This window comes from Chitinophaga sp. CC14, from assembly GCF_048957795.1.
GTDB classification, from domain to species: Bacteria; Bacteroidota; Bacteroidia; order Chitinophagales; family Chitinophagaceae; genus Chitinophaga; species Chitinophaga ginsengisegetis.
Genome location: NZ_JARBFY010000006.1, coordinates 595,360 through 617,029, shown reverse-complemented (window position 1 = coordinate 617,029; position 21,670 = coordinate 595,360). Strand labels below are relative to the sequence as shown.

Sequence of the window (21,670 nt, the reverse complement as noted above, 5' to 3'; positions counted from 1 at the left end):
CGGGAGATGTTACCACCCCAGGTTTTGTACTAAACTTCTATCGGTAGAAAGGGAGCCTTCACTAATCGGCCAGAAATAATTTTTTAATCCGAAAGTTTGATTGAAGATGGTTTTAGGCCGGTAGTAACCAGCGGCTGTTTCCTGGATCAGATCCCATCCTTTCACCGGTCTGTTGTATACTGTTTGCGCTTCTTTCCACCGGCGCAGATCCCAGAACCGTTGTCCTTCAAATGCCAGTTCAATCAGGGCTTCCTGGTGGATAATATCCCGCATACCCCTTTGCGTGGTGTATTTAATGGGATTGGTGGAATAGGTGGTCCAGGATGATTCAACGGACTGTAATCCTGCCTGTTCGCGTACCAGGTTCACGTAATTATACACTTCTGCTCCCGGTCCTGCTGATTCATTTAATGCCTCCGCATATAAGAGATACAAACCGGATAGCCGCATGATAGGCCAGTAATAAGAATTAACGGAGTAATCGTTTCCTCTTCCGATCACGTTCTGATATTGAACGGCCTTCTTCAGGTAATAGCCGGTAATAGATCCATAACCTGGTTTACCAAAACCATTTCTTTGCCTGTATTTACCTTCCAGGTAAAACAGGTCGGAATATTTCTTGTCGTCATAACGTCCTTGTCCGTACCACAAACCGCCGTCAAAGCCTAAGTCGGCATAGAACCGTGGTTCCCTGTTAAAGTTTAAATAGGCGGTGGTATAGCCTTTCCACAAATAGAGTTTATCGGTTTCACCGGCTACTTTCAGGTTATAGCGGTTAGCATAATCCCAGGTTTTATCTTCTGTAATGGGTACACCATGACTGGAGTAAAACAACTCCGCCATATGCAGGGGAGGTGATAGTTGGCCTTTAACAACCGTAATATCCCTGTTGGCCGGATCAATGTAGGTAGTGATGAGCTGTTGAAAGCCGGTGGAATTGGTTTGGGTATTTGCCCAGATAATCCCCGTGTTCCATCTTTCACAAAAAGCATTTCTGATACTTAACTGGGTCATAATGGTATCAGAAAGATCATACTGTTGAAAATCCGGGTGGTATTTATAAAGCTTCATTCCTGCCTGGTGACATGCGTCTATGGCTGCTTTACAGGCCGTAGCGGCAGCATCCCATTTTGCTTTGGAGAAGGTGGGATTAAACAGCTGTGTACCATCGCGGTTTTTAAGCCCGGCTTCATCGCTGTTGCCATTAAACAACGGACTGGCAGCATACACCAGTACTTTTGCTTTTAATGATAACGCGATGGGCATGGTAATGCGGCCCAGCTCATTGGCGGGGTCTATGATAGTAGCAGGCAGGTTGGTAGTTGCTTCATTGATCAGTTCCAGGATGTAATCGAAGCAGGAATCTACTGGTGCGCGCGACAGGTTGATATCGTTGCCGTCGGCGTTGATGGGCAGATTGGTTTTCATCAACGGAATGGGGCCGTACATCGTTACCAGGTAAAAGTTGTAATAGCCTTTCAGAAACGTTACCTCTGCTATCCAGCGTCTTCTTTCTTCTTCAGCCAGGTCGGGTACTTTGGCAATATTTTCGAGGAAGATGTTACAGTCGCGGAGTGCCCTGAAATAATACCCCCACCGGTCGCCCAGCGGGCCTACCACATTCTGGAATCCCTGGGCCATGCTGAAGAAGCCACCTTCCGAGGAAAACCGCCATAGTTCATCGCCGCCAACTATCGCAGGATCGTCGCCGAGGTCGCCGTTCTTTGGCATATAAGAATAACAGGTGAATAAATATTTTTTTGCTTCTATGCGGGTAGTAAAGGCGTTGTCGAGCGTGGCCACATTATCGGGTACCACATCGAGGAATTTCGCGCAGGAGTTACATGCGAGTATAATCAATACCAGGAGCGCCCTTATCGTTATATTATCTTTCATGGTGCTTTTTGTTTTCTTATTAATTGAAGTTCAGGTTAAGACCCAGGTTGAATACCCGCTGAACCGGGTATCCCAGGCCATTTCCACCCATTTCCACATCCCATAATTTAAACTTGCTGAAGTTTAACAGGTTGGTGGCATTTACATAAATGCGGAAGGTAGAAGTGCGTAGTTTCTTCTGCCACCTGGCGGGAAGCGTATAGCCTAGTTCCACCTGCTTTAACCGTAGAAATGCGCCGTCGCGCATAAACCAGGTACTGGTTTGTGCATTGTTCCTGTTTACGTCAGGACTTAACCTGGGCCAGAGTGCATATACATTCTGGCGCTCTTCCGACCAGTGATCATCGGCATAGGCTTTCAGCAGCTGATTTTCCGAGGCGAAAGGAGAGGTGGCTTCCGGATCTATCCAGAATGATTCATTATCTAACCCCTGGAAGAAAGCAGAGAGGTCTAAATTTTTATATCCCATCGAAAAGCCAAAGCCATACACTATTTCCGGCACGGTAGGGTTACCGATGGCCACTTTATCCGCTTCTGTGATCTGGCCATCCCTGTTTACATCGAGGTATTTAATATCTCCACCGCCATACCTGCCAAAATTTTGTTTGGGAGAATTAGCTGCTTCGGCATCATCTACAAATAATTTTTCCGCGATATAACCAAACACCTGGTTAAGAGAATACCCGGTATGGTAGCGATAGGATTCATCATACTTTGGTTCTTCATAGTTTTTATATTTACTGGTGGCATAGGTAAAGTTTCCCATCAGCGACACCCAGAAGTTGTCTTTAAAAAACTGTTTATAATCCATGGATATATCTACGCCTGCTGCTGTGGCAATACCCACATTCGCTTTGATAGGCACAGCGAAACCGGCCGCCTCCGGAATGCTGCGGGTCATAAGGATCCGGTCGCGGTATTGGGAAAAGTATTCTGCTACTATATTTAATTTATTAAACAAGCCCAGCTCCAATGCAATGTTCTTTTGTTTGGAAGTTTCCCAGGTGATATTGGGGTTAGCATAACGGGAGAGGGAAATACCGTTCAGCCGGTATACGTTCCCGGGATCACGCCCAAAGCCTGCGCTCCTGCTGCCGTCGTTCATATTTACGTTTGATAAATAGAAGAAGCGGTCCTGCGGAGAGCCAATCGCATCATTCCCTATAATACCGTAAGTTCCCCTCAGCCGCACATTGGAGAATATTGTTTTGATAGGTTCGAAGAATTTTTCGTTAGATACTGTCCATGCAAGTCCAAAAGATGGGAAGAAACCAAACCGGTTGTTCTTATCAAAACGTTCCGACCCGTTATAACCAAAATTTATTTCTGTGTAATAACGTTTATCATAGTCGTACGTGGCCCTGCCGGATAATCCTATATTCCTGAACGGGAGCGATTGCTGGAGATCGCCCGCATTGGCATTTAACCGGTTTTGTAACATAAACACCATCATGCCGCTGACGGTGCTTTTATTAAATGAGCGGTCGTAATTCAATCTGGATTCCAGGTAAAGGGAGGTGCTGATGGTTTTCTCTCCCTCGTTATAACCTAAGTACTCGGTACCTTCATTGGGATTGGTATTGGTGATAAAATATTTGTCGGATAATTTATCATACGCATCCATCTGGTACCAAAACGGGTTATAGAAACGGCTCACATCAAAATAGGACGTTCTGTTGGTATTAATCATTCCACTGGCTGCCAGGCCAGGTGTAATGGACTTCAGGTTCTGTTTCAGCTCAATTTGCGCCAGCATGAGGGACCGGGAATAATCCTTGTATCCCTTCACCATTTCTGCGTATGGATTGATGTATTGTCCTTCATCATAATTTCCAAACATGATGTGCTTTGTAAACTTGTGCTCTTCATCGGCGGGGTAGTAAGCCGGGAATAGTACGGGGTTGGATCTCATTACCTTTTGGTACATGCTGGCGCCGCCATCCACCGGACCGGTGTAGTCGTCGAAGCTACCGCTTAAACGGACTACCATTTCTGTGGTATTCGTTAAATTGACATTTACGTTAGACCGCAGGCTATAACTACTCAGCCGGATGTTGTTATTGAAATTATTCCGTTTATCTACTTTCATTAACCCGTTATCCCGGTTGTAGGCGCCCGATACAAAATACCTGGCTACGCCACCACCGCCGCTCACGCTCAGGTTTAACCGCTGGTTGGTGGTATAGTCCTTGAATAGCTGCTTCCTCCAGTCGTTGGCCGGGTAAGCAGTAGGGTTGAGGCCTGTTGCTGTGTTATCTATTTTCTCCTGGCTGTAGGGAAGTGCGCCGAGGGGATCACGGGTAAGCACGGCTTCGTTGGCCAGTTTCATATAGGTAACCGGGTCTGCCAGCTCAATATTTTTAGTAGGGGCGGATACTGAATTCTCTACGCGGAAAGCTAACTTGGCTTTGCCAACAGCGCCCTGCTTGGTGGTTACCATGATCACGCCGTTGGCGGCTCTGGAGCCATACAGCGCGGTGGCACTGGCATCTTTCAGAATAGAAAAGCTGGAGATATCATCTACCTGCAACCGGGCGAGGTCGGTGGTAGTTAATTCAACGCCGTCAATCAGAATTAAAGGATCTTTTTTATACCCGAAGGTGGTAACCCCGCGGATAAAAAACTGTGCATTATCCAGGCCGGGTTCACCACTCCGCTGAAAGGCGATTACACCGGCTGCACGCCCGGCCAGTGCTGTGGTGAGGTTGCTGGATGGTACTTTGAGATCCGATGGTTTAATGGTAGTAACCGATCCTACCATGTCGCTTTTTTTCTTTGTGCCAAAAGCCACTACTACCACATCTTTCAGCTGACTGGATATCGACTGCATAGCGATGTTAATGGCAGGGTGCGTGCCTACTTTTACGCGCTTTTCCACGTAGCCGATGTAGCGGAAAATCAGGGAGTCGCCCGGACTGGCTTCAAGGAAATACTTACCATTGTCGTTGGTAGTGGTGCCTTTACTGGTGCCCATTATCTGTACGGTTACGCCAGGGATATGGGAGTTATCGTCTGCCGAAACGACGACACCGGTAACGATCATACGCTGTTGCGCTAAAGACAGGGAACAGGATAATAGCAGCGCAGGTACAAGGAAGTACCGTTTGTTAAATAGTGCGTGCCTGAATAGGGAAAGAAAAAATGGCTTTTTTCTAAACGTAGAATTCTTCATAGCGTTAAGCTATTTACTGGTTTGAGATGAGTGAATGGGCAAGGTGTTGTTTCATATCCGGGAATGCAGTTGGGTCTATAATTCCATGCTGTTGAATTTAGGTGATGCTATGTGCAGGGGCATTCTTTCTCCAGGCCGGTTCAACGTTACAGCAGCCCGTTACCTGTATTTCAGGCAATACGAAAGCTACCGGCAGTTGAGCCGGCAATGAGATTAAAGGTTACACTTCTAATTAGTGATGAAGTTGCACACGGTGAGTCAGCCGACTCACCGTATACTGATTAGTTACCTGTTGATACTACATAAGATTATTGGCTTTGTTATAAATTTGATACTCGGAAAATCGATTTAGCACAGATACAAGCAGTAGTCACTAAAACTGAAAGAAATTCAGTTAGTTATCTTGCGCAGTACATAATATTTGGTTGCTATAGAGTTAAGTTTAATTTACTATTACTTTTTGCGAAGAAACTGATAGTAAAATAGAAAACTAATTCTTTTTAATCATCCTGTACCATCCTGCTCCAAACAACCGGTAGGTATTTTTTAACGCCTACCGGTTATCTTTGACCATTTAAAAAAGGGATCGTAAATAAATATTGATATGTATTTTGTTAGTGACGTAAAACAAACCGAACCACCGGTGTTCAACACACCATTACAACAAATGGTTTATGAAATGTTCAGGGAAAGTGGAGTAAGTTATGAGCGTGTAGATACCGATCCTGCTATTACGATGGAAGATTGTATCAGGATAGACCAGCGACTGAACATGAAAACGGTAAAAACACTTTTTCTCTGTAACCGGCAGCAAACAAACTTCTACCTGGTAATTACTACTGCCGGAAAGCCTTTTAAAACAAAAGATCTGGGCGCAGCGCTGGGGATTTCCCGCTTGTCCTTTGCCTCCGTTGAGTTACTTCGTTCAATACTGGGAACAGATATTGGTGCCGCAACGGTGTTTGGCCTGATGCTGGACAAGACAATGAAGGTGCAGCTGGTAATCGATAATGATATTCTGTCGGAAGAGTGGTACGGCTGCAGCGACGGCACCACCACCAGTTATCTCAAGCTTAGTACAGCATGGGTGATAAACGAGTTTATCCCCTCTACCGGGCATACGCCCAAATTTGTACAGCTGTAGGTGGTTCTTAATGCAGCGCTTATACCCTTAATGATCCACGAAATCCCCTGGCAGCATAATAAGATTCTGCTCCATTATGATACACGAAAACATGATCATAACGACGATCACAGAAGAGTGCGCCACCGAGTTTCCTTATTGCCGGAGGCGTTACTATCCAGCTGGAGGTTTTCGTATCGAAGTTGCCAAGTTGCTGCAACTCGCGGTATTGTACTTCTGTTAAAAGCTCAATACCCATATCGGCAGCCATTTCAACGGCGCTGTTTTCCGGTTTGTGTTCTTTCCTCGACTCCAGGGCTTCATGGTCGTAACAGATACTTCTGCGGCCTTTAGGGGTTTCTGCTGCACAATCATAGAAAATGTATTCGTCCTTACTTTTATCATAACCTACTACATCGGGTTCACCACCGGTTAATTCCATTTCATCGAGCGACCACAGTTTTCCCGGATTCGCTTCCAGCTTTGCCTGTATCTTAGCCCAGTCGAGCCCTTTGTGACGGTTCTTGTTTTTTTCAAAGCGGTTTTTCAATACGCTGAGGAGTTCCCTGGATTGTTCGGAAGACAACTTTCGTTTAGTGTTTTTCATATGGTTGATAGTTTAGAACTTCTAAGTTTCTGCAAAAATAGGTAATAAAGCTATTCCATTGAAAAGGTTCGGGGTGGCGTCATGTATCCCGGAGCAGCGACATGTTGTTGTATGAGGCCAGGTCGCTGTAATTTTTGCGGGAGAACATCCTTCCGTTAACCGGTGTAAAATGCGTACTTTTATTTTCATGTAATCAACCTTTATGACAAGCCAGGAGAAGATCGCCTTTAAAACCAGGTTAAAACAGGCAGGACTGCAGTTAATATCTGAACGTATTGCAATGGCTAAATCGGCCGGTGATAGCGCACAAGAAGCAGCTAACAATGAAGATAAAAGTTCGGCGGGGGATAAGTATGAAACAGGAAGGGCAATGGGGCACCTGGAGAAAGATATGTATGCACGGCAACAGGCAGAAAATGTAAAGGAGCTTGCGAGGTTGCAACAAGTAAATACAGACAGCATTTATACTACCCCGCAAACCGGTGCCCTGGTACAATGCGCAGAACAGTCTTTTTTTATTGCAGCAGGACTGGGCAGGCAACTGATAGATGAACAGACTATATTTTTCCTGTCTCCCTATACGCCGCTGGCAAAATTATTACTGTCAAAAAAGACAGGAGATCGTTTTCTGTTCAATAAAAAAGAAATAGAAATCCTTGCAATTTATTAACAACAGCCACGGACAGGACCTTTTCTTAAAATTAAATCACTCCATAACATCCTTCTTCTCTTTCCCCAAAATCAAATGTCCCAATAAGAAATCAAACAGATAATCACTGTCTGCATCTTCCCGGGATTGTATAGACAATCCCGTTGTTCCTTTGCTCAGGTCCGTTCTATAAGAAAGTACCAGGTTATCTTTTTCCATGATAGACCATTGCCAAAGTGGCGCATCCTTAAATACAAGTTTAAATTGCCGGTTCTGATATTCAAAATTGAAGTTCAATGAAAAGGGGATACTCTTTAACTTCAGGACGGGCTCCCCTGATTCGTTTAATATTTTGATGTTACCACGACTGAAAAGGCCGGAAGAGTATTCTATATTATATTCATTTTGAAGAATATTGAAAGTAGTGGGTTCTTTCTTCCAATCATCTCCTCTTTGATAGGTTCCAATTTCTTCACCATTCATTAAAAACACGAATTTACCTTCGCCTGTTTGATTCCATTGTCTTTCCATAAATAGATCGTTCATTTTTTCTCCTTAGATACACTGGTGGTACTTTGGATATACGCATTGATATCGTTATTGAAATCTGCCCGGTGTACCAGATTATACTGCCTGCCGGCGGGGAACATTTGTGAGATACCGATAACGTGGTTTTCTCCCACTTTCCAGATCCCTTTACGTCCCTGGAAGGCGGCTGTGGTAGCGCTGTTATGCATGTGGTCATTGCGGTCGTTCGTCACCACTGCTTTGCTGGGTTCATAAATATCCGGCTTGGTTTCCCAATACTTTTTCAGATTTATCATATCCGTTACCAACTCTTTCCGGTATTGCAGGTTGTCGGCATTTTGAGGAGTAGCCAGTCCGTCCATTTTAGCCTGGAAGCCGGTCCATACCTGGTTGGTGATCATTTGATGCAGGGCAAGACCTTCCTCGTAGCTCAGCGTTTCCACTTCTTCCTGGTACAGGCTTTTTACAGTATTCAGTGTTTTCCAGATGCCGCGTACCGCCATCAGGAAAGGCATATCCCCGTCGTGGGTGGTTTGTATTACCTTCACCATGCCGCCTGCAAATGTATGATAGAAGAATTTCAATCGCAGACCGGCTTCATCGCCGCGTGTTTGGTGAATTTCAATGGGCTTGAACGCCGCTTCCTGCCAGTACAGGCCGTTCTGGCCAAACAGGTGGTTGCTGTAGGCAACTTCTGTTTGCCGCCGTTTTTGTGACTCTCCATGTTCTTCACCCACTACATTCAGTTTGCCGGTATCGATGCTGATACGCTGTACCACGTCCTGTTTCAGCTGGGTGGCAACAGTCAGCGGCAACGCATGGGAAGCGCTGTATAATTGCAGTGCTTTCTGCCCCATTACATCTGCCTCCTGTTCAAGTCCTTTGTCGTCGTTAACAGGGATACCCTGTTTTAATTGTGTGGTGGCCTGTACCCGTCCCTGTTTTTGCTGCACTACATGCCATGCTTCATGCGCCAGGTGTTTTTCCTGGCCCGGTCCGATATGGATGTCTGTTCCCTTTGCATAGGCGAGGGCCTGCAGTTGCGCGGGTTCGGCGGAGTTGTAATGCACGCGTACATCATCCATGCTGTGACCGGATATATTTTCTATACCATTTTTAAGATGGTCCGGCATACCGGTTTTATTTTCTTTTCTCTGTACAGGCTGCGGGCGATTGTCCGCTAGTGTTTGCAGGGCTTTCTGCTGCGTTATTTTGTCGTTGTTGTTTGCCAGTTGCTGATAGGGGCGTAGTTGCACCGCCCGGGGGCCATTGTCCGCAACATGTACGGCGGCCGGCGTTACATGACCTGCAGTTGCAGCCTGGCGTTTTCCGCTGTGAGGGTCTTCAGCATGTGTGATCATGAGGTTACTTTTTCCTGGTAATATGAAGATAACAAAAACCAGTCATTAAATGTAATTTCCCGTAACCTGCTTAACCAGCCTTCCTGGCAGATTGCTTTTTGTCGAAACGGTTTTTTGCGATCAGATAGGCTTCTTCAATGAATTTAATTGTTCCGGGTAACAGGTCTTCTTCCGGATTGAGGATACAGATATAGTGCTGTGCGGCATAATCCGGATGCGGCATGAAACGGTTTAATGCGGTGTAATCCCAGTCGTTTTGTGTGGCCGTAAACAGCTGGTTGTAAGAAGCCTTTGATATACCAATATTCACGCGGAATACGCCTTCACGGCTCAGGTTCGATTTGTTGTCGTGTTCGTTATCTGATAAGGCAATGGTCACAAACGGAAGTACCTGGTCCGGTCCATAGAAAAAGAACCGGTATCCAAAACTATCAAGATTAGTGACGTTGGGTAATTGTTCCGTCAGGTATTGTTCGATGGCTTGTAACGACATAATAAACGTGTTTTCCTGTGCATTGCAAATTTCACCATGTTACACTACATTTACAAGTAGTTACCATTTTGGCACGTAGTAACATAAAGTAAAGTAACAGGTATAGTATGGGCTTGAAAGATGAAAAAAAGATAAAAAAATCTCAGACGTGTCCCTTCCAGGAAGCAATGGACCTGATCTCAGGAAAGTGGACGATGAGTATCATCAATACCCTGATGGCAGGAAAAATGCGGTTTAAGGAGTTAGAAAGAAGTGTAGTGGGTATTAATACAAGAATGCTGGTAAAAGAACTTAAACAACTTGAAAACAGGAAGATCATCAGCCGGAAAGCCTTTGCAACCATGCCGCCAACGGTAGAATATTCGTTAACTGAAAAAGGTACATCACTGAAACCGGTATTGGTGGAAATACAAGCATGGGCGATGCAGAATGTAGTTTAGCTTCCGGTTACTTTTTGTCTCTTTACGGGTGTGTTGTTCAATTAAAATTTGTTGATGGAACAGCAATAATTATCTTGCATCTTCGTAATTAATTTCCGACTACACTATGAAGCACAAGTTTAGGAACGGCCACATCTGGATGCCTGTTTTTTGTATACCCCTGATAATGCTGGCCGCCTGTAACGGCGATGGCAAAAAATCCCAAAGCAAGCAACCCGTTGATAGCGCGGTTAGTATAGATACCACGACGCCCGCGCCCAGGCAGGTTGATACACCCACTTTATCTACATCTACAGAAATATATATTTCCGCTATTATCAGCAGGAAGGAAGCCATCAAAAAACAATTGCCGGCGATAAAGGCTGAAGCGGCCGCTTTGCTTTATGATTCCCTGGCGCTTTATATGGACACCGCCCTGGTAGCTATTACCGCCAATGAACAGGCATGGCTGAATGAATACGTAAACTACTACTCTGAAGCAAAGGGTATCATTATACCGCCTGCGCGTGTACAACAACGCATTAATTTACTGGCCACTGCGGGCATCGAACCCTGGGAAATAGGTGAGGGTTATACGGATCTTCGTACGGTTCCCACATTCTATACAAATTTGTTCAAAGCTTCCCTGCCCGCTGATTACAGGGCATACCTGCAACTGCGGGCAGATGAAGATACGGTGTTATACAGCGCTGATGCGGGATTAGTAATCCCATTCAGCCTGGTAGGAAAGCGGGCGCTCAACTGGGAAAAGTTCCTGGAAACTTATCCCGACAGCAGGTTTTTGGAAGCGGCCAGGGATCTGTATAACGGTTATTGCGAGGATTACCTGTTTGGGGAAGACAATACGCCCTCCTTTGAAAACAACCAAAACCTTCGTTCACTGATCCCGGAGAACAAGGCCGAATATCTTTCCTTTGTGGAACAACACGGCAATACCAGAACCGGGGGCATTGTACAAAAGTTCCTGGATAAGGTAAACACCGCAAAAACCTATGATGAACTGCGCCAGTACATACAAAGTGCAATTGCGCAGTTGTAAAATAAAATTCCGGCTTACATCTTCACGATCTTTTTTACCAGCTGTTTGCCCGTTCCTTTTAGTACCAGTAGATACATCCCAGGCTGCACATCATTCATCGGGAAATCAAACTGCTGGCGGCCATCCAGCTTTTCCATTTTTACCACTTTACCGGCGGTGTCACGTAATTCTGCTCTCAGCCAACGTTCAGTAGTGTTTACATAAATGAATGCACCTGCCGGGTTGGGATAAATGCTGACACCATCTGCTTTTTCCTCCGTTGCGGGCATCATCTTACGGAGCATGCTGCCGGTGCTGCAAACCAGTACCGGCCGCCGGGTGCTGTCGCTGCTCTCGCGGGAGGTAAAAATGGCATCGGTAGTGGCGCCTGCCAGTCCGGATACGAGCTTTAAAGTAAGCATGCCATCGGCCGACTGTTGCGCGAGTGCAATATCCGTTATATCCCATTCAGCGTAATTGCCTGCGGTGCGTCCCATGATAGTATCTACCGCGCTGGTGGCCGCCGGCATGTTGTTATAGGTGATGCCGGTTTCTGTCCAGCTGTCGTTGCTCACATATTGCGCAATCCAGGGCACGGAGGCAATGCTGGTGTTTGCATAGTTCACGTACATCCGCAGCTTTACCTGGCTGGTACCCGCGGGCAATGCGCCCACATTGAACCGCAGGAATATTTCCCGTGTATAGCTCACAGTTGCATCCTGCTTCAGCACAAGCGACTCTGTGCCATAATTCACCCCACCATAAGTAGAACCCCCTCTTACATACGCATCCGCAACAGCTGTAATAACAGAGGCGGCATAAACAGGCGTTTGGCTGTTTACATGATACGTGGCAGAGGAACCTGCATAAGGACCGGAGGGCAGCGTGGCAACCAGTTGCCGTGTTTGCGGAATGCCCGGCAGGTTCAGCTGAATATTAACGGGAGAAGAAGATTGCGCCGGGTCCGCAACGGATACCGTTACATCGGAAGTACCAGCGTTGCGCAGCATCAGTGCACATGGCCGGTCGACGGTTACGGTCAGCGAATCTTTATGAAAGGTGCCCGCCTGGTAAAATACCATCTGCCAGATATTTAATCCCCGGTGATATACTACCTGCATGTTCGCGTTATTCTGCTCAATGCGTACTGCCGTGGTATCATAGGTGCTCATATTTTGCCCCGGCAATACATAATACGCATAAGTGCCATTGGTGGGCGTAGTGCCGTGGTTGAACCACAACTGGAACACATTCATGTTTTGTACAGTGGTACTGCCGCCGTTGTTAATACTTCTCCAGGTACCGGACTGCGATTGCATGCTTAGCTGCACCTGGCCTCCGGCCGGAAAGTAATAGCTGATACCATTATGCGTGATCCATTTCAGCGTGTTGTTGTAGCTGTAAGTACCATTGGCAATAGTGCTCACTGTGCCGCTTACATTGGCGGATACAGCGCCGTTCAGCAGGCACTGGTTCACAGTGGTGTTAATGGGCTGCGTGGCGGTGGAGCTGATACCGGCGCCCAAACACACTACTTCGTTATCAAAAAAGAACCAGGCTTTGCGGGCCTGCGTATTGTAATCGGAAAACTGCAGCGCGGAAACGCCGTATAGGGAATCTGATACGCCACCGGCAAAAGCGGTAGTGCCAAAGTTTACGCCCCAGGCGGTACGCAGCGGAATGGTAGTGATGTAGGGCACGGTAGTGCCGGGGATCCTGCTCCAGTCCCACACGGCAGGAATGTTATAATATTCATTGCCGCTGGCGGCGATATGCGTGGAGCCATCCGACAGGTAATACCCTTTCAGGTTTTCCCCGTTGCCGTTTTCCTGTTTGGCGGTGCGGGTGGAAGTCATATGCACCCCAAAGAGATAGCCGGCACGGTGATGTACCGTATAGTCCGAACGCCAGAAATGGCTATGCAGGGAGGGCAGGAGGTATCCCGGCGCCTGCGTACCATTCAGTCGTGCTATGTTTTCGTTGTATTCGGTAACATGCGCGGTGTCCAGTACTTTGAGTTTCTCCAGGTGACTGGTAACGCCAACGCCTAATTGATTTTCCCGGCTGATGCTGCGGCCGTTTGTGCCATAATCGATATAGCGCGCCCGCAGGGCTTTGAGGAAACCGTTCCGTACAAAGTCGCTGAACACCGCTAAACGGGAACCCGACAGGGCATAGGGCGTGCCACGGAGATAATAGGCTACTTTGGTTTCGCCTTCCACGAACACGGAGCCATAGCCAAAGAAATACAATTGCGGACCATGCTGGTGGTACGACAGGTCATGCTGGATGCCCTCATTGGCGGTAAGCACAAGGGGATAAAATACCTGGTCCACGCTGTACTGCATCAGCGAGTCGTTGGCGGTGAGGCAGGAGCGGTACATGAAGTGGGTGGCCACATCCAGTTTATTGGCGCCGGTTTGACCGGAAGGGTTGCCGCGGTTCATTTGCGTGAGCAGTGCATTGCGGAGAGTGCCCAGGCTTTGCTGCGCCGTATCCAAAAGGATCAGGATTTCCCCGATGCGCTGCGGATTGGAGATCTGGTTATGGTACCAGTTCCAGCTTTGCGGATCGGTGGTATTCCAGTAAGTGAGGCTGTTTACGATAGCGGTGAAAAGCGTGGCGCTCTGGTAATACGAACTGGCGGATTTCGTATAGGCCTGTGCGAAGGTTTTTACCCGGTTGATATGTACATCCGCCGTATAGGTGGTGGAGCTGTAGGCATAGTTCACATCCGGCCACGAGCCGTTGCTTTGCAACGTTGCCAGCGTGCTGGTTACGTTGTTGTCCAGCGTGGTAGTGTTGCTGGCCTGCGAAAGCAGTTCCGCCCGGATACGGTCCATAATAGTGGTGTACGCCGTTTGGCCCCATGCTTGGGACATATTGCACAGGAAGCCCAGGATAAGCAGCATGCTGATTTTCATAACAGTGGATTTGCAACAAATCTAGTGATCCCCGCCTGTTAGGTGGGGTGATTTTTCCGAGTAAATGGGGGGAATTTTCACAAATCAGGGGCTTCCGCAAACTCGGAAGGCGTTTTACCAAATTGTTTCTTGAACTCCCGGCTGAAATATTTCCGGTCGTTGTACCCCACCATGTACGCCACCTGGTAAATGGTATGCTCACGGGTACGTATAAGGGAGGCTGCTTTTTTCAGTCGCAGCGATTTTACAAAGTCGTTCACCGACATATTGGTAACGGCCTTCAGCTTTTTATAAAGCACCGGCTGGCTCATGGCTACCTTACGGGCCAGCATGTCCACGCCAAAGTCGGGGTTGTCCATATGTTCTTCCACCAGCGCCATCACTTTTTCGAGGAAGGCATTATCCAGGCTGCTGGGCAAAGCATCCGGTGTGATCGTTTCCGTTTGCAGCTGGCGGCTGTAACGTTCGCGCATTTTTTCGCGGGAGGCGATCAGGTTGCGGACGTTGAGTGCCAGTACCCGGGTACTGAAAGGTTTGGTGAGATAGAGGTCTGCCCCGGTTTCAAGGCCGCTTACATGATCGGCCTGAGAGCTTTTAGCGGTAAGCAGTACCACGGGAATATGACTGGTACGTTCATCTGTTTTAAGTGCCTGGCAAAGCTGCAGGCCATCCATTTCGGGCATCATCACATCACTGATCACGATGTCGGGGATTTGCGCGGTGGCTGTTGCCAATCCATCTGCCCCGTTCACACTTTCCAGTACAAGGTATTGCTCGCGGAAAGTCTGGCAGATGAGGATGCGCAGCTCCGGGTTATCTTCCACGATATGAATGGTGAAAGGTTGTGGCGTAGCGGGAATAATACTATCCGTGGTTTCCGGTGCGGGCGTTGCTTTAACCGGTGCAGCGGGCATTGCAGGCATGCCGCCAACAGTGTGTTGGGTGCCTTCAAAATGTTTGGAGCCGGTAGGCAGGGAAACCGTAAAACAGGTACGTCCTTCTTTTTCCGGGGTAGAAGGTTCGCTTTCCACGGTGAGGGTGCCTTTGTGCTGCTCCACAATGTTTTTGGACAACGCCAGCCCGATGCCATACCCGGTGTTTTGTAAGCCATGATCCTGTACCTGGAAGAAATTGGTGAATAGTTTGTCGAGGTACTCAGGTGCAATACCGCGCCCGTTGTCCGTGACAGTGATCACCGTATTTTGCCGGGAATGGGCAATGTGCAACTGGATGCGCCCCCCGTCCGGTGTGAACTTGAAGGCATTGCTGAGTAAATTGAAGAACACTTTCTCCAGTTGTTCCCGGTCGAAATAAACCCAGGCATGTTCCATATCATGCCCGAACACCATGCTGATGTTGCGGTCGAGCGAAAGCTCGCGGAAGCTGGTGTAAATATGATCGAGGAAGGGAATCAGGTCCAGTTCCTGTACATGCAGTTTAAGGTGATTGGTTTCTGCCTTGCGGAAGTCCATCAGTTCGTTCACGAGCTTCAGCAGCCGGTCGGCATTGTTCCGTAACTGCAGCAGGGTGGATTGCAGCGGATCATCTTTCTTCAGCATATCCATCATCTTTTCCACCGGTACCAGCAGGAAAGTAAGGTGGGTACGGATTTCATGGGAAACATGTGTGAAGAAGTTAAGTTTCACCTGGTGCAGTTCTTCTTCTTTACGCAGCAAGGCCCACAGGAAAAAGAACCGGGTCACGAAGAAGAATAATAATATAACCCCCAATGCGTAAACGCCGTACGCCCACCAGGTTCGCCAGAATGGCGGCAGGATGGTGATCTCCATCTTTGCCGGCTCACTCCAGATGCCATCGTTGTTGGCACCTTTCACCCAAAAGGTATAGTGGCCGGAAGAGAGGTTGGTGTACGTCACTGCCGGGTTATCGGTTTCTATCCAGTCGCGGTCCGCGCCTTCTAGCCGGTAAGCATAACGGTTTTTGCTGCTTTTTACATAGTTGAGCAGCGCAAATTCCAGCGTGAATACTTCCTGGTCGTGATGAAAACGTAGTGCTTTGGTATAGCTGATGTCCTGGTCCAGCAGCCCGTTGTCCTGCGCGATACCCACCGGTTTGTTGAACAGTCGCAGGCCCGTAAACCGGATAACGGAAGGATGCGAATTGGTAATGATCTGGTTGGGGAAGAAGCTGGTGATGCCGTTATATCCGCCGAAGAGAAATTCGCCCTGGCTGTTCCGAAGAAAGGAGTTGTAATTAAATACGTTTCCTGCAAGACCATCGCTTACAGTATAGGTCTGGAAAGAGTTGCGGGCAGGATCAAAACGTGCCAGGCCATTATAGGTACTGATCCATAAATGATGCTGATCATCTTCCAGTAAGCCAATTACATTATCGTTCGGCAAACCATCTTTTTGGGTATAACGGGTTTGCTTTTTCAGTTCAGGATCATATTTAATCAGCCCTCCAAAATACATGCTCACCCAGATGTTGTGCTGTGAGTCTTCCTGGATGGAGTTCACATAACCTGGTTGGATAAGCCGCATGGTGTCTGCTTCAAATACATACAGGTTACTGATGGAACCGATGAGGATGCGGTGGCGTGAATCTTCAATAATATAGCGGATCGACTGGTGCGTAGCAATACCCGTTAAAATGGAATCGGCCCGTTTCTCCAGCTCATGGCCATTCCGGTGGAGGAGGTGCAGCAGGGTGTTGGTGCCCACCCAGAACCGGTCCCGGCTATCTTCCAATAGGGCGGTTACTTCTCTCGAAAAAGTACCGGGATCTTTGGTATCGTAGAAGAGGCGTTTAAACCCTCCGTGCTGCAACAGGTTCAATCCGCCGCCATGTGTGGCCGCCCAGATGTTGTGGTCTTTATCTTCATATACTACTTTAACCAGGTTGGACCCGAGGCTGGCAGGATTATTTGCATCATGTTTATAGCTGGTAAAATGTTGGGTAGCGCGGTTGTAATAATTCAGGCCACCGCCTTCTGTACCAATCCAGTAATTGTGTTGCGCATCTTCCAGCATGCTGCTGATCACATTGTTGCTGATCCCATTGAGCGGGGGATGTTGCTGCCAGGCAATAAACGAGGTACCATAAGGATGTATCATGTTTACGCCGCCAAAGTAGGTGCCCATCCAGATTATACCGTTGCTATCCTGGTACATACTATGGATGGAATTCTGGCTGAGGCTATTGTTGTTGCCGGGGTCCTGCTGGTAGTGGCGGCCGGTCATCTTAACCGGGTCAATGATACTAAGTCCTTCCTGGGTACCTATCCACATGTTGCCGGCTTTATCGCGGAGTATCCTTCTTACTATATTATTAATGATGGCAGGTTGGGCCAGCAATGAAAAACGGCCGGTAGCCGGATCATAGATACTGATACCGCCGGTTTGTGTGGCCACCCACAACCTGCCCAGTCCATCTTCGGTGATGGCGGTGATAAAGTTCATAGCGAGACTGGAAGGATTTCCATCTTCATGGCGGAATGTCTGGAAATCATGGCCGCTCATTTTTGTAAGGCCGTTGCTGGTGCCGATCCAGATATTACCTTGCTTGTCTTCATACACACAACGCACTACATACCCCGCAATTTTACCGGGTATGAGAAATTCTTTCCGGTTGCCATCCTGCAGATAAAGCCCGTTGTTGGCGCCTATCCAGCGGCGTCCTTTACTATCTTCATAAATACAATTGATATTTGTTTGCCGCCCCGGATCAAGGTCGATGCGCTGAAAGCGATCGTGTTCCGGATCATACTTAGCAAGGCCCGCGGACGTACCTACCCAGAGTACCTTTTTCCGGTCGCGGTAAAGGCTCATGATTTGATTGCCGGGAAGGGAGGTGCTGTCATCCGCCTGCTGGCGGTAAATTTTGAAACGGTATCCATCGTAGCGGTTAAGGCCATAATGCGTACCATACCAGATGAACCCCTGGGCATCCTGTACAACAGACAACACAGCGTTGTGCGATAATCCATCTTCTACCGTAAGGTGATTGAATGTCACATCCTGCCCGCTGCTTTTTGTAAAAACAGCGAGGATCAGCAGGCATAAGAACGGGAAGCACCTCGAAATCATGCTCTAATATAAGAATTGTATTTCCGCAAACGGGTGTTTTTTATAAAAATCATTCTTTTACTATTCTGATAATCAGTAGGTTGAAGGAGGATTTATAAAATTCACCCCAATCATTTACGATTGTCCCCCTGTGATCCGGACGGGTTACCACATATTTGTGAATCAACCGTTATTTCTGCTCAATTCCACAATTTATGAAAAAGACAAGCCAATCAGCCAGCAAGGGAGGAGGGGGCAACTTCACCTTCCATTATTTTTTTACGGGAGTCATGTGGATCTTACTTTTTCCGCTTTTCCTTTTTGCACAACAGAAAAAAACAGTATCCGGTACAGTAAAGGCCAAAGATGGTACGCCATTGATTGGGGTGACTGTAATGGTAAAGAATGAAAAAACGGGCGCCCATACAGATGGGACCGGCCATTTTACTATTGCTGCCGCGCCAGGCGCTACATTGGTGTTCTCTTTTATCGGTTTCGGTAAAGTGGAGCAACCGGTAGATAACAGAACGGAATATAATGTACAGATGAGTGAGCAGGCCGGCACGCTCAACGATGTGGTGGTAGTGGGATATGCTACCCAGCAACGTAAAGACCTCACCGGCGCAGTGGGCAGTGTAAACATGAAAGATTTTGCGAAGGCGCCGGTAAAGTCGTTCGATGAAGCGCTCGCAGGAAGGGTAGCAGGGGTAGCGGTAGCGAGCAACGACGGTCAGCCGGGTTCCATTTCCAATATCGTGATCCGCGGCGCGGGTTCCATCACACAAGATAACTCCCCGCTTTACGTGATCGACGGTTTCCCTACTGAAAGTTCCAACGCAAATGCGATCAGTCCGGGTGATATTGAATCGATCGATGTTTTGAAAGATGCATCTGCCACCGCCATTTACGGCGCCCGCGGATCAAACGGGGTTATTCTCATTACCACAAAAAAAGGGAAGACCGGCGCACCGCAGGTAACCTATAACGGCTATTATGGCTGGCAACAGGTGCCCAACAAAATCCCGTTAATGAACGCTTACGAGTTTGTACAGTATGTGGGAGATGTAAACCCTTCCATCTATGATTCCGTGTACCTGGCCGGTGGCGCTAAACTGGAGGATTACCGTAACAAGGAAGCCATAGATATGCAGGACTTTGTGTACCGCGTTGGCCAGAACCAGAATCACGACATTGCCGTACGGGGAGGAAATGATAAAACGAGGTATTCTGTCTCCGGAAATTTTAATAACCAAAAGGGAATCATCATCAATGGTGGTTTCAAACGCTACCAGGGCAGGTTTTCACTGGATCAAACGGTGAGCAGCAAATTGAAAGTAGGCATCAATGCCAATTATGCCTACAATGAAACTTACGGTATCCCGGTTTCCGCAACAAATTTTTATGCGTCTGCTACCACGTTATATTCCGTATGGGGCTTCCGGCCTACGACCAGTATTTATGGCCGCGACAGCGCCGTGAATCTCGTGGATGAATTTTATGATCCGGGTAATGAGCTGGCCAATAACCAGGACTATCGCGTGAACCCGTTACAGAATATCCAGAACCAGTACACCATGAATAAGGTGAACAACCTGTTCGCTAACGCATATGCGGAATATGCTATCACCAATGGACTAACATTACGTATAGCCGGTGGCATCAATACCGTAAATACGGAGATCGATATTTTCAACAATTCCAAAACACAATCCGGCAGTAAGTGGAATTCCAATGGCGTGAATGGCAGTATAGAAACCAAACCCACTTCACTCTGGCGTTCGGAAAACTCACTGACCTACCGCAAAAGCTGGAACAAGTTACACAACCTCACCGTGCTCGGTGTATTGGAAGCGCAGGGATATAAAAATTCACAGCGCAGGTTTTCGGCGAATCAAATCCCGAATGAAGACCTCGGTCTGGATGGAATTGATCTCGCAGCACCGGCCAATACCTCCCTGCTGTCGCTCAGCTCCGGCTGGACAATGGCCTCCGGCGCCGTGCGCGTGAACTACGACTACAATTCGAAATATCTTTTCTCTGCTTCCCTGCGTGCAGATGGTTCTTCCAAATTCGCCGCAGGTAATAAATGGGGATACTTTCCTTCCGCCTCTGCGGCCTGGCGCTTCAGCAGCGAAGAGTTTATGAAAAATGTGAGATTCATTTCAGACGCGAAGATCAGGCTGGGCTACGGCGCATCCGGCAATAACCGGGTAGGGGACTTTGCTTACCTGCCCCAGTTGCAGCTTACCAGCAACCAATACTGGTATTCCGTTGGAAATGCGCCGCTGGGTATCGGGTCGGTGATGGTATCTTCCGGTAACACGGACCTGCGCTGGGAAACCAACGAACAAACCAATATCGGTTTGGATATGGCCTTCCTGAAAAACAGGCTCACACTTACCGTAGACGCCTATCTGCGTACCACGAAGGATCTCCTGCTGAATGCCGCACTGCCTTATGTACATGGTGTAGAAAGCGCGCAGGGTTTCAAGAATGTAGGCCAGCTGCAAAATAAAGGACTGGAGTTCACAGTTGCAGCAGTAATTGCAGATACCAAACAGTTCAGCTGGAACAGCAGTTTTAACATCAGCTTTAATAGTAATAAAATACAATCACTGGCAGAAGGACAACAATCTATTCTCTCTGGTTCCGGTACTTTTTTTAATACTACCTATTCGGGTTTGTTCCCTTACATCTCTGTGATCGGAAGACCGCTGGGTGAGATGTATGGCCTCGTGTTCGACGGCGTGTACCAGTATTCCGATTTCGATGTGATGCCCAATAACACTTACCTGCTGAAGCCGGATGTGCCTACCAATGGCGCGGCGCGTAATGCTATCCGTCCGGGGGATATTAAGTATAAGGACCTCAACGGTGACCTGCAGGTGAACAACCAGGATTACACGATCATCGGCAGCGGGTTACCAAAACATACCGGCGGTTTCAGCAACGATTTCCGCTACCGCAATTTTGATCTGAACGTACTGTTGCAATGGTCTTATGGCAATGATATTATCAATGCGAACCGGTATGTGTTTGAAGGTGGTATTGTAAATAATCCGAACCTGAACCAGTTTGCCAGCTATGCCAAACGCTGGACGCCCACCAATCCAAGCAACACCATGTTCCGCGCTGGCGGTATGGGTAATGCGGCGTATTCTTCCCGTGTAATTGAAGACGGCTCTTACCTGAAGCTGAGAACGGTTTCACTGGGGTATAATATACCCGGCGAACTGCTGAAACGCGCGAAGATAAAGAATGTACGCATCTATGGCGCTGCACAGAACATTTATACATGGACGAAGTACTCCGGTATGGATCCTGAAGTGAGCGGCCGGCCGGGTAACCTTACCCCTGGCTTCGACTATGCCGTTTACCCGCACTCATTGTCTTATGTGACCGGTTTAAATGTAACCTTCTAAAATGATGAA

Annotated in this window: 13 protein-coding genes; 5 read left to right on the top strand and 8 right to left on the bottom strand. The window is 47.7% G+C overall.

All coding sequences use genetic code 11. The features are described from left to right. Window positions 1-9: 9 nt before the first annotated feature. On the bottom strand, window positions 10-1,896 hold the full coding sequence (locus PV783_RS32925; protein ID WP_420990981.1) for a RagB/SusD family nutrient uptake outer membrane protein: 1,887 nt from the start codon (window positions 1,894-1,896) through the stop codon (window positions 10-12). 19 nt (window positions 1,897-1,915) lie between these two features. Beyond that, window positions 1,916-5,068, bottom strand: coding sequence for a SusC/RagA family TonB-linked outer membrane protein (locus PV783_RS32920; protein ID WP_420990980.1), 3,153 nt, complete (start codon window positions 5,066-5,068; stop codon window positions 1,916-1,918). Between the two features lie 604 nt (window positions 5,069-5,672). Between PV783_RS32920 and PV783_RS32915 the strand changes: the two genes are divergently transcribed. Next, window positions 5,673-6,212, top strand: coding sequence for a prolyl-tRNA synthetase associated domain-containing protein (locus PV783_RS32915; protein WP_420990979.1), 540 nt, complete (start codon window positions 5,673-5,675; stop codon window positions 6,210-6,212). 19 nt (window positions 6,213-6,231) lie between these two features. Here PV783_RS32915 and PV783_RS32910 read toward each other — a convergent pair whose 3' ends face one another. After that, window positions 6,232-6,798 (bottom strand): DUF4256 domain-containing protein, encoded by a 567-nt coding sequence (locus PV783_RS32910; RefSeq protein ID WP_420990978.1) that lies wholly within the window; start codon window positions 6,796-6,798, stop codon window positions 6,232-6,234. 202 nt (window positions 6,799-7,000) lie between these two features. Between PV783_RS32910 and PV783_RS32905 the strand changes: the two genes are divergently transcribed. Then, window positions 7,001-7,468: a hypothetical protein gene (locus PV783_RS32905; RefSeq protein WP_079472279.1), complete on the top strand. Its 468-nt coding sequence runs from the start codon at window positions 7,001-7,003 to the stop codon at window positions 7,466-7,468. Between the two features lie 36 nt (window positions 7,469-7,504). On the opposite strand, the gene PV783_RS32900 is transcribed toward PV783_RS32905, so the two are convergent. The 3 genes from PV783_RS32900 to PV783_RS32890 form a co-directional block, all read right to left on the bottom strand. Beyond that, complete coding sequence (locus tag PV783_RS32900) at window positions 7,505-7,978, bottom strand: hypothetical protein (RefSeq protein WP_420990977.1); 474 nt, start codon at window positions 7,976-7,978, stop codon at window positions 7,505-7,507. A gap of 11 nt (window positions 7,979-7,989) precedes the next feature. Continuing rightward, entirely contained in the window at window positions 7,990-9,336 is a 1,347-nt protein-coding gene (locus tag PV783_RS32895; protein ID WP_420990976.1) for a DUF4157 domain-containing protein, read from the bottom strand. 70 nt (window positions 9,337-9,406) lie between these two features. Beyond that, a complete protein-coding gene (locus PV783_RS32890) occupies window positions 9,407-9,829 on the bottom strand; it encodes a DUF6194 family protein (protein WP_079472276.1) in 423 nt (140 codons plus the stop codon). A gap of 107 nt (window positions 9,830-9,936) precedes the next feature. On the opposite strand from PV783_RS32890, the gene PV783_RS32885 reads away from it, so the two are divergent. Further along, window positions 9,937-10,269: a winged helix-turn-helix transcriptional regulator gene (locus PV783_RS32885; RefSeq protein ID WP_420990975.1), complete on the top strand. Its 333-nt coding sequence runs from the start codon at window positions 9,937-9,939 to the stop codon at window positions 10,267-10,269. A gap of 106 nt (window positions 10,270-10,375) precedes the next feature. Continuing rightward, window positions 10,376-11,308, top strand: a complete 933-nt coding sequence (locus tag PV783_RS32880) for a hypothetical protein (RefSeq protein WP_420990974.1) — start codon at window positions 10,376-10,378, stop codon at window positions 11,306-11,308. 14 nt (window positions 11,309-11,322) lie between these two features. On the opposite strand, the gene PV783_RS32875 is transcribed toward PV783_RS32880, so the two are convergent. Both PV783_RS32875 and PV783_RS32870 read right to left on the bottom strand, forming a co-directional pair. Beyond that, a complete protein-coding gene (locus tag PV783_RS32875; RefSeq protein ID WP_420990973.1) occupies window positions 11,323-14,211 on the bottom strand; it encodes a polysaccharide lyase family 8 super-sandwich domain-containing protein in 2,889 nt (962 codons plus the stop codon). 77 nt (window positions 14,212-14,288) lie between these two features. Further along, window positions 14,289-18,260 (bottom strand): two-component regulator propeller domain-containing protein, encoded by a 3,972-nt coding sequence (locus tag PV783_RS32870; protein ID WP_420990972.1) that lies wholly within the window; start codon window positions 18,258-18,260, stop codon window positions 14,289-14,291. A 194-nt stretch (window positions 18,261-18,454) separates the two neighbouring features. On the opposite strand from PV783_RS32870, the gene PV783_RS32865 reads away from it, so the two are divergent. Next, the gene (locus PV783_RS32865) at window positions 18,455-21,661 is read left to right on the top strand and encodes a SusC/RagA family TonB-linked outer membrane protein (RefSeq protein WP_420990971.1); all 3,207 of its coding nucleotides are present in this window, start codon (window positions 18,455-18,457) and stop codon (window positions 21,659-21,661) included. Window positions 21,662-21,670: the final 9 nt, after the last annotated feature.

Excerpts from the sequence above, each read along its gene's own strand:
- PV783_RS32925 (WP_420990981.1), bottom strand. The coding sequence starts at position 1,896 with ATGAAAGATAATATAACGATAAGGGCGCTCCTGGTATTGATTATACTC.
- PV783_RS32920 (WP_420990980.1), bottom strand. The coding sequence starts at position 5,068 with ATGAAGAATTCTACGTTTAGAAAAAAGCCATTTTTTCTTTCCCTATTC.
- PV783_RS32915 (WP_420990979.1), top strand. The coding sequence starts at position 5,673 with ATGTATTTTGTTAGTGACGTAAAACAAACCGAACCACCGGTGTTCAAC.
- PV783_RS32910 (WP_420990978.1), bottom strand. The coding sequence starts at position 6,798 with ATGAAAAACACTAAACGAAAGTTGTCTTCCGAACAATCCAGGGAACTC.
- PV783_RS32905 (WP_079472279.1), top strand. The coding sequence starts at position 7,001 with ATGACAAGCCAGGAGAAGATCGCCTTTAAAACCAGGTTAAAACAGGCA.
- PV783_RS32900 (WP_420990977.1), bottom strand. The coding sequence starts at position 7,978 with ATGGAAAGACAATGGAATCAAACAGGCGAAGGTAAATTCGTGTTTTTA.
- PV783_RS32895 (WP_420990976.1), bottom strand. The coding sequence starts at position 9,336 with ATGATCACACATGCTGAAGACCCTCACAGCGGAAAACGCCAGGCTGCA.
- PV783_RS32890 (WP_079472276.1), bottom strand. The coding sequence starts at position 9,829 with ATGTCGTTACAAGCCATCGAACAATACCTGACGGAACAATTACCCAAC.
- PV783_RS32885 (WP_420990975.1), top strand. The coding sequence starts at position 9,937 with ATGGGCTTGAAAGATGAAAAAAAGATAAAAAAATCTCAGACGTGTCCC.
- PV783_RS32880 (WP_420990974.1), top strand. The coding sequence starts at position 10,376 with ATGAAGCACAAGTTTAGGAACGGCCACATCTGGATGCCTGTTTTTTGT.
- PV783_RS32875 (WP_420990973.1), bottom strand. The coding sequence starts at position 14,211 with ATGAAAATCAGCATGCTGCTTATCCTGGGCTTCCTGTGCAATATGTCC.
- PV783_RS32870 (WP_420990972.1), bottom strand. The coding sequence starts at position 18,260 with ATGATTTCGAGGTGCTTCCCGTTCTTATGCCTGCTGATCCTCGCTGTT.
- PV783_RS32865 (WP_420990971.1), top strand. The coding sequence starts at position 18,455 with ATGAAAAAGACAAGCCAATCAGCCAGCAAGGGAGGAGGGGGCAACTTC.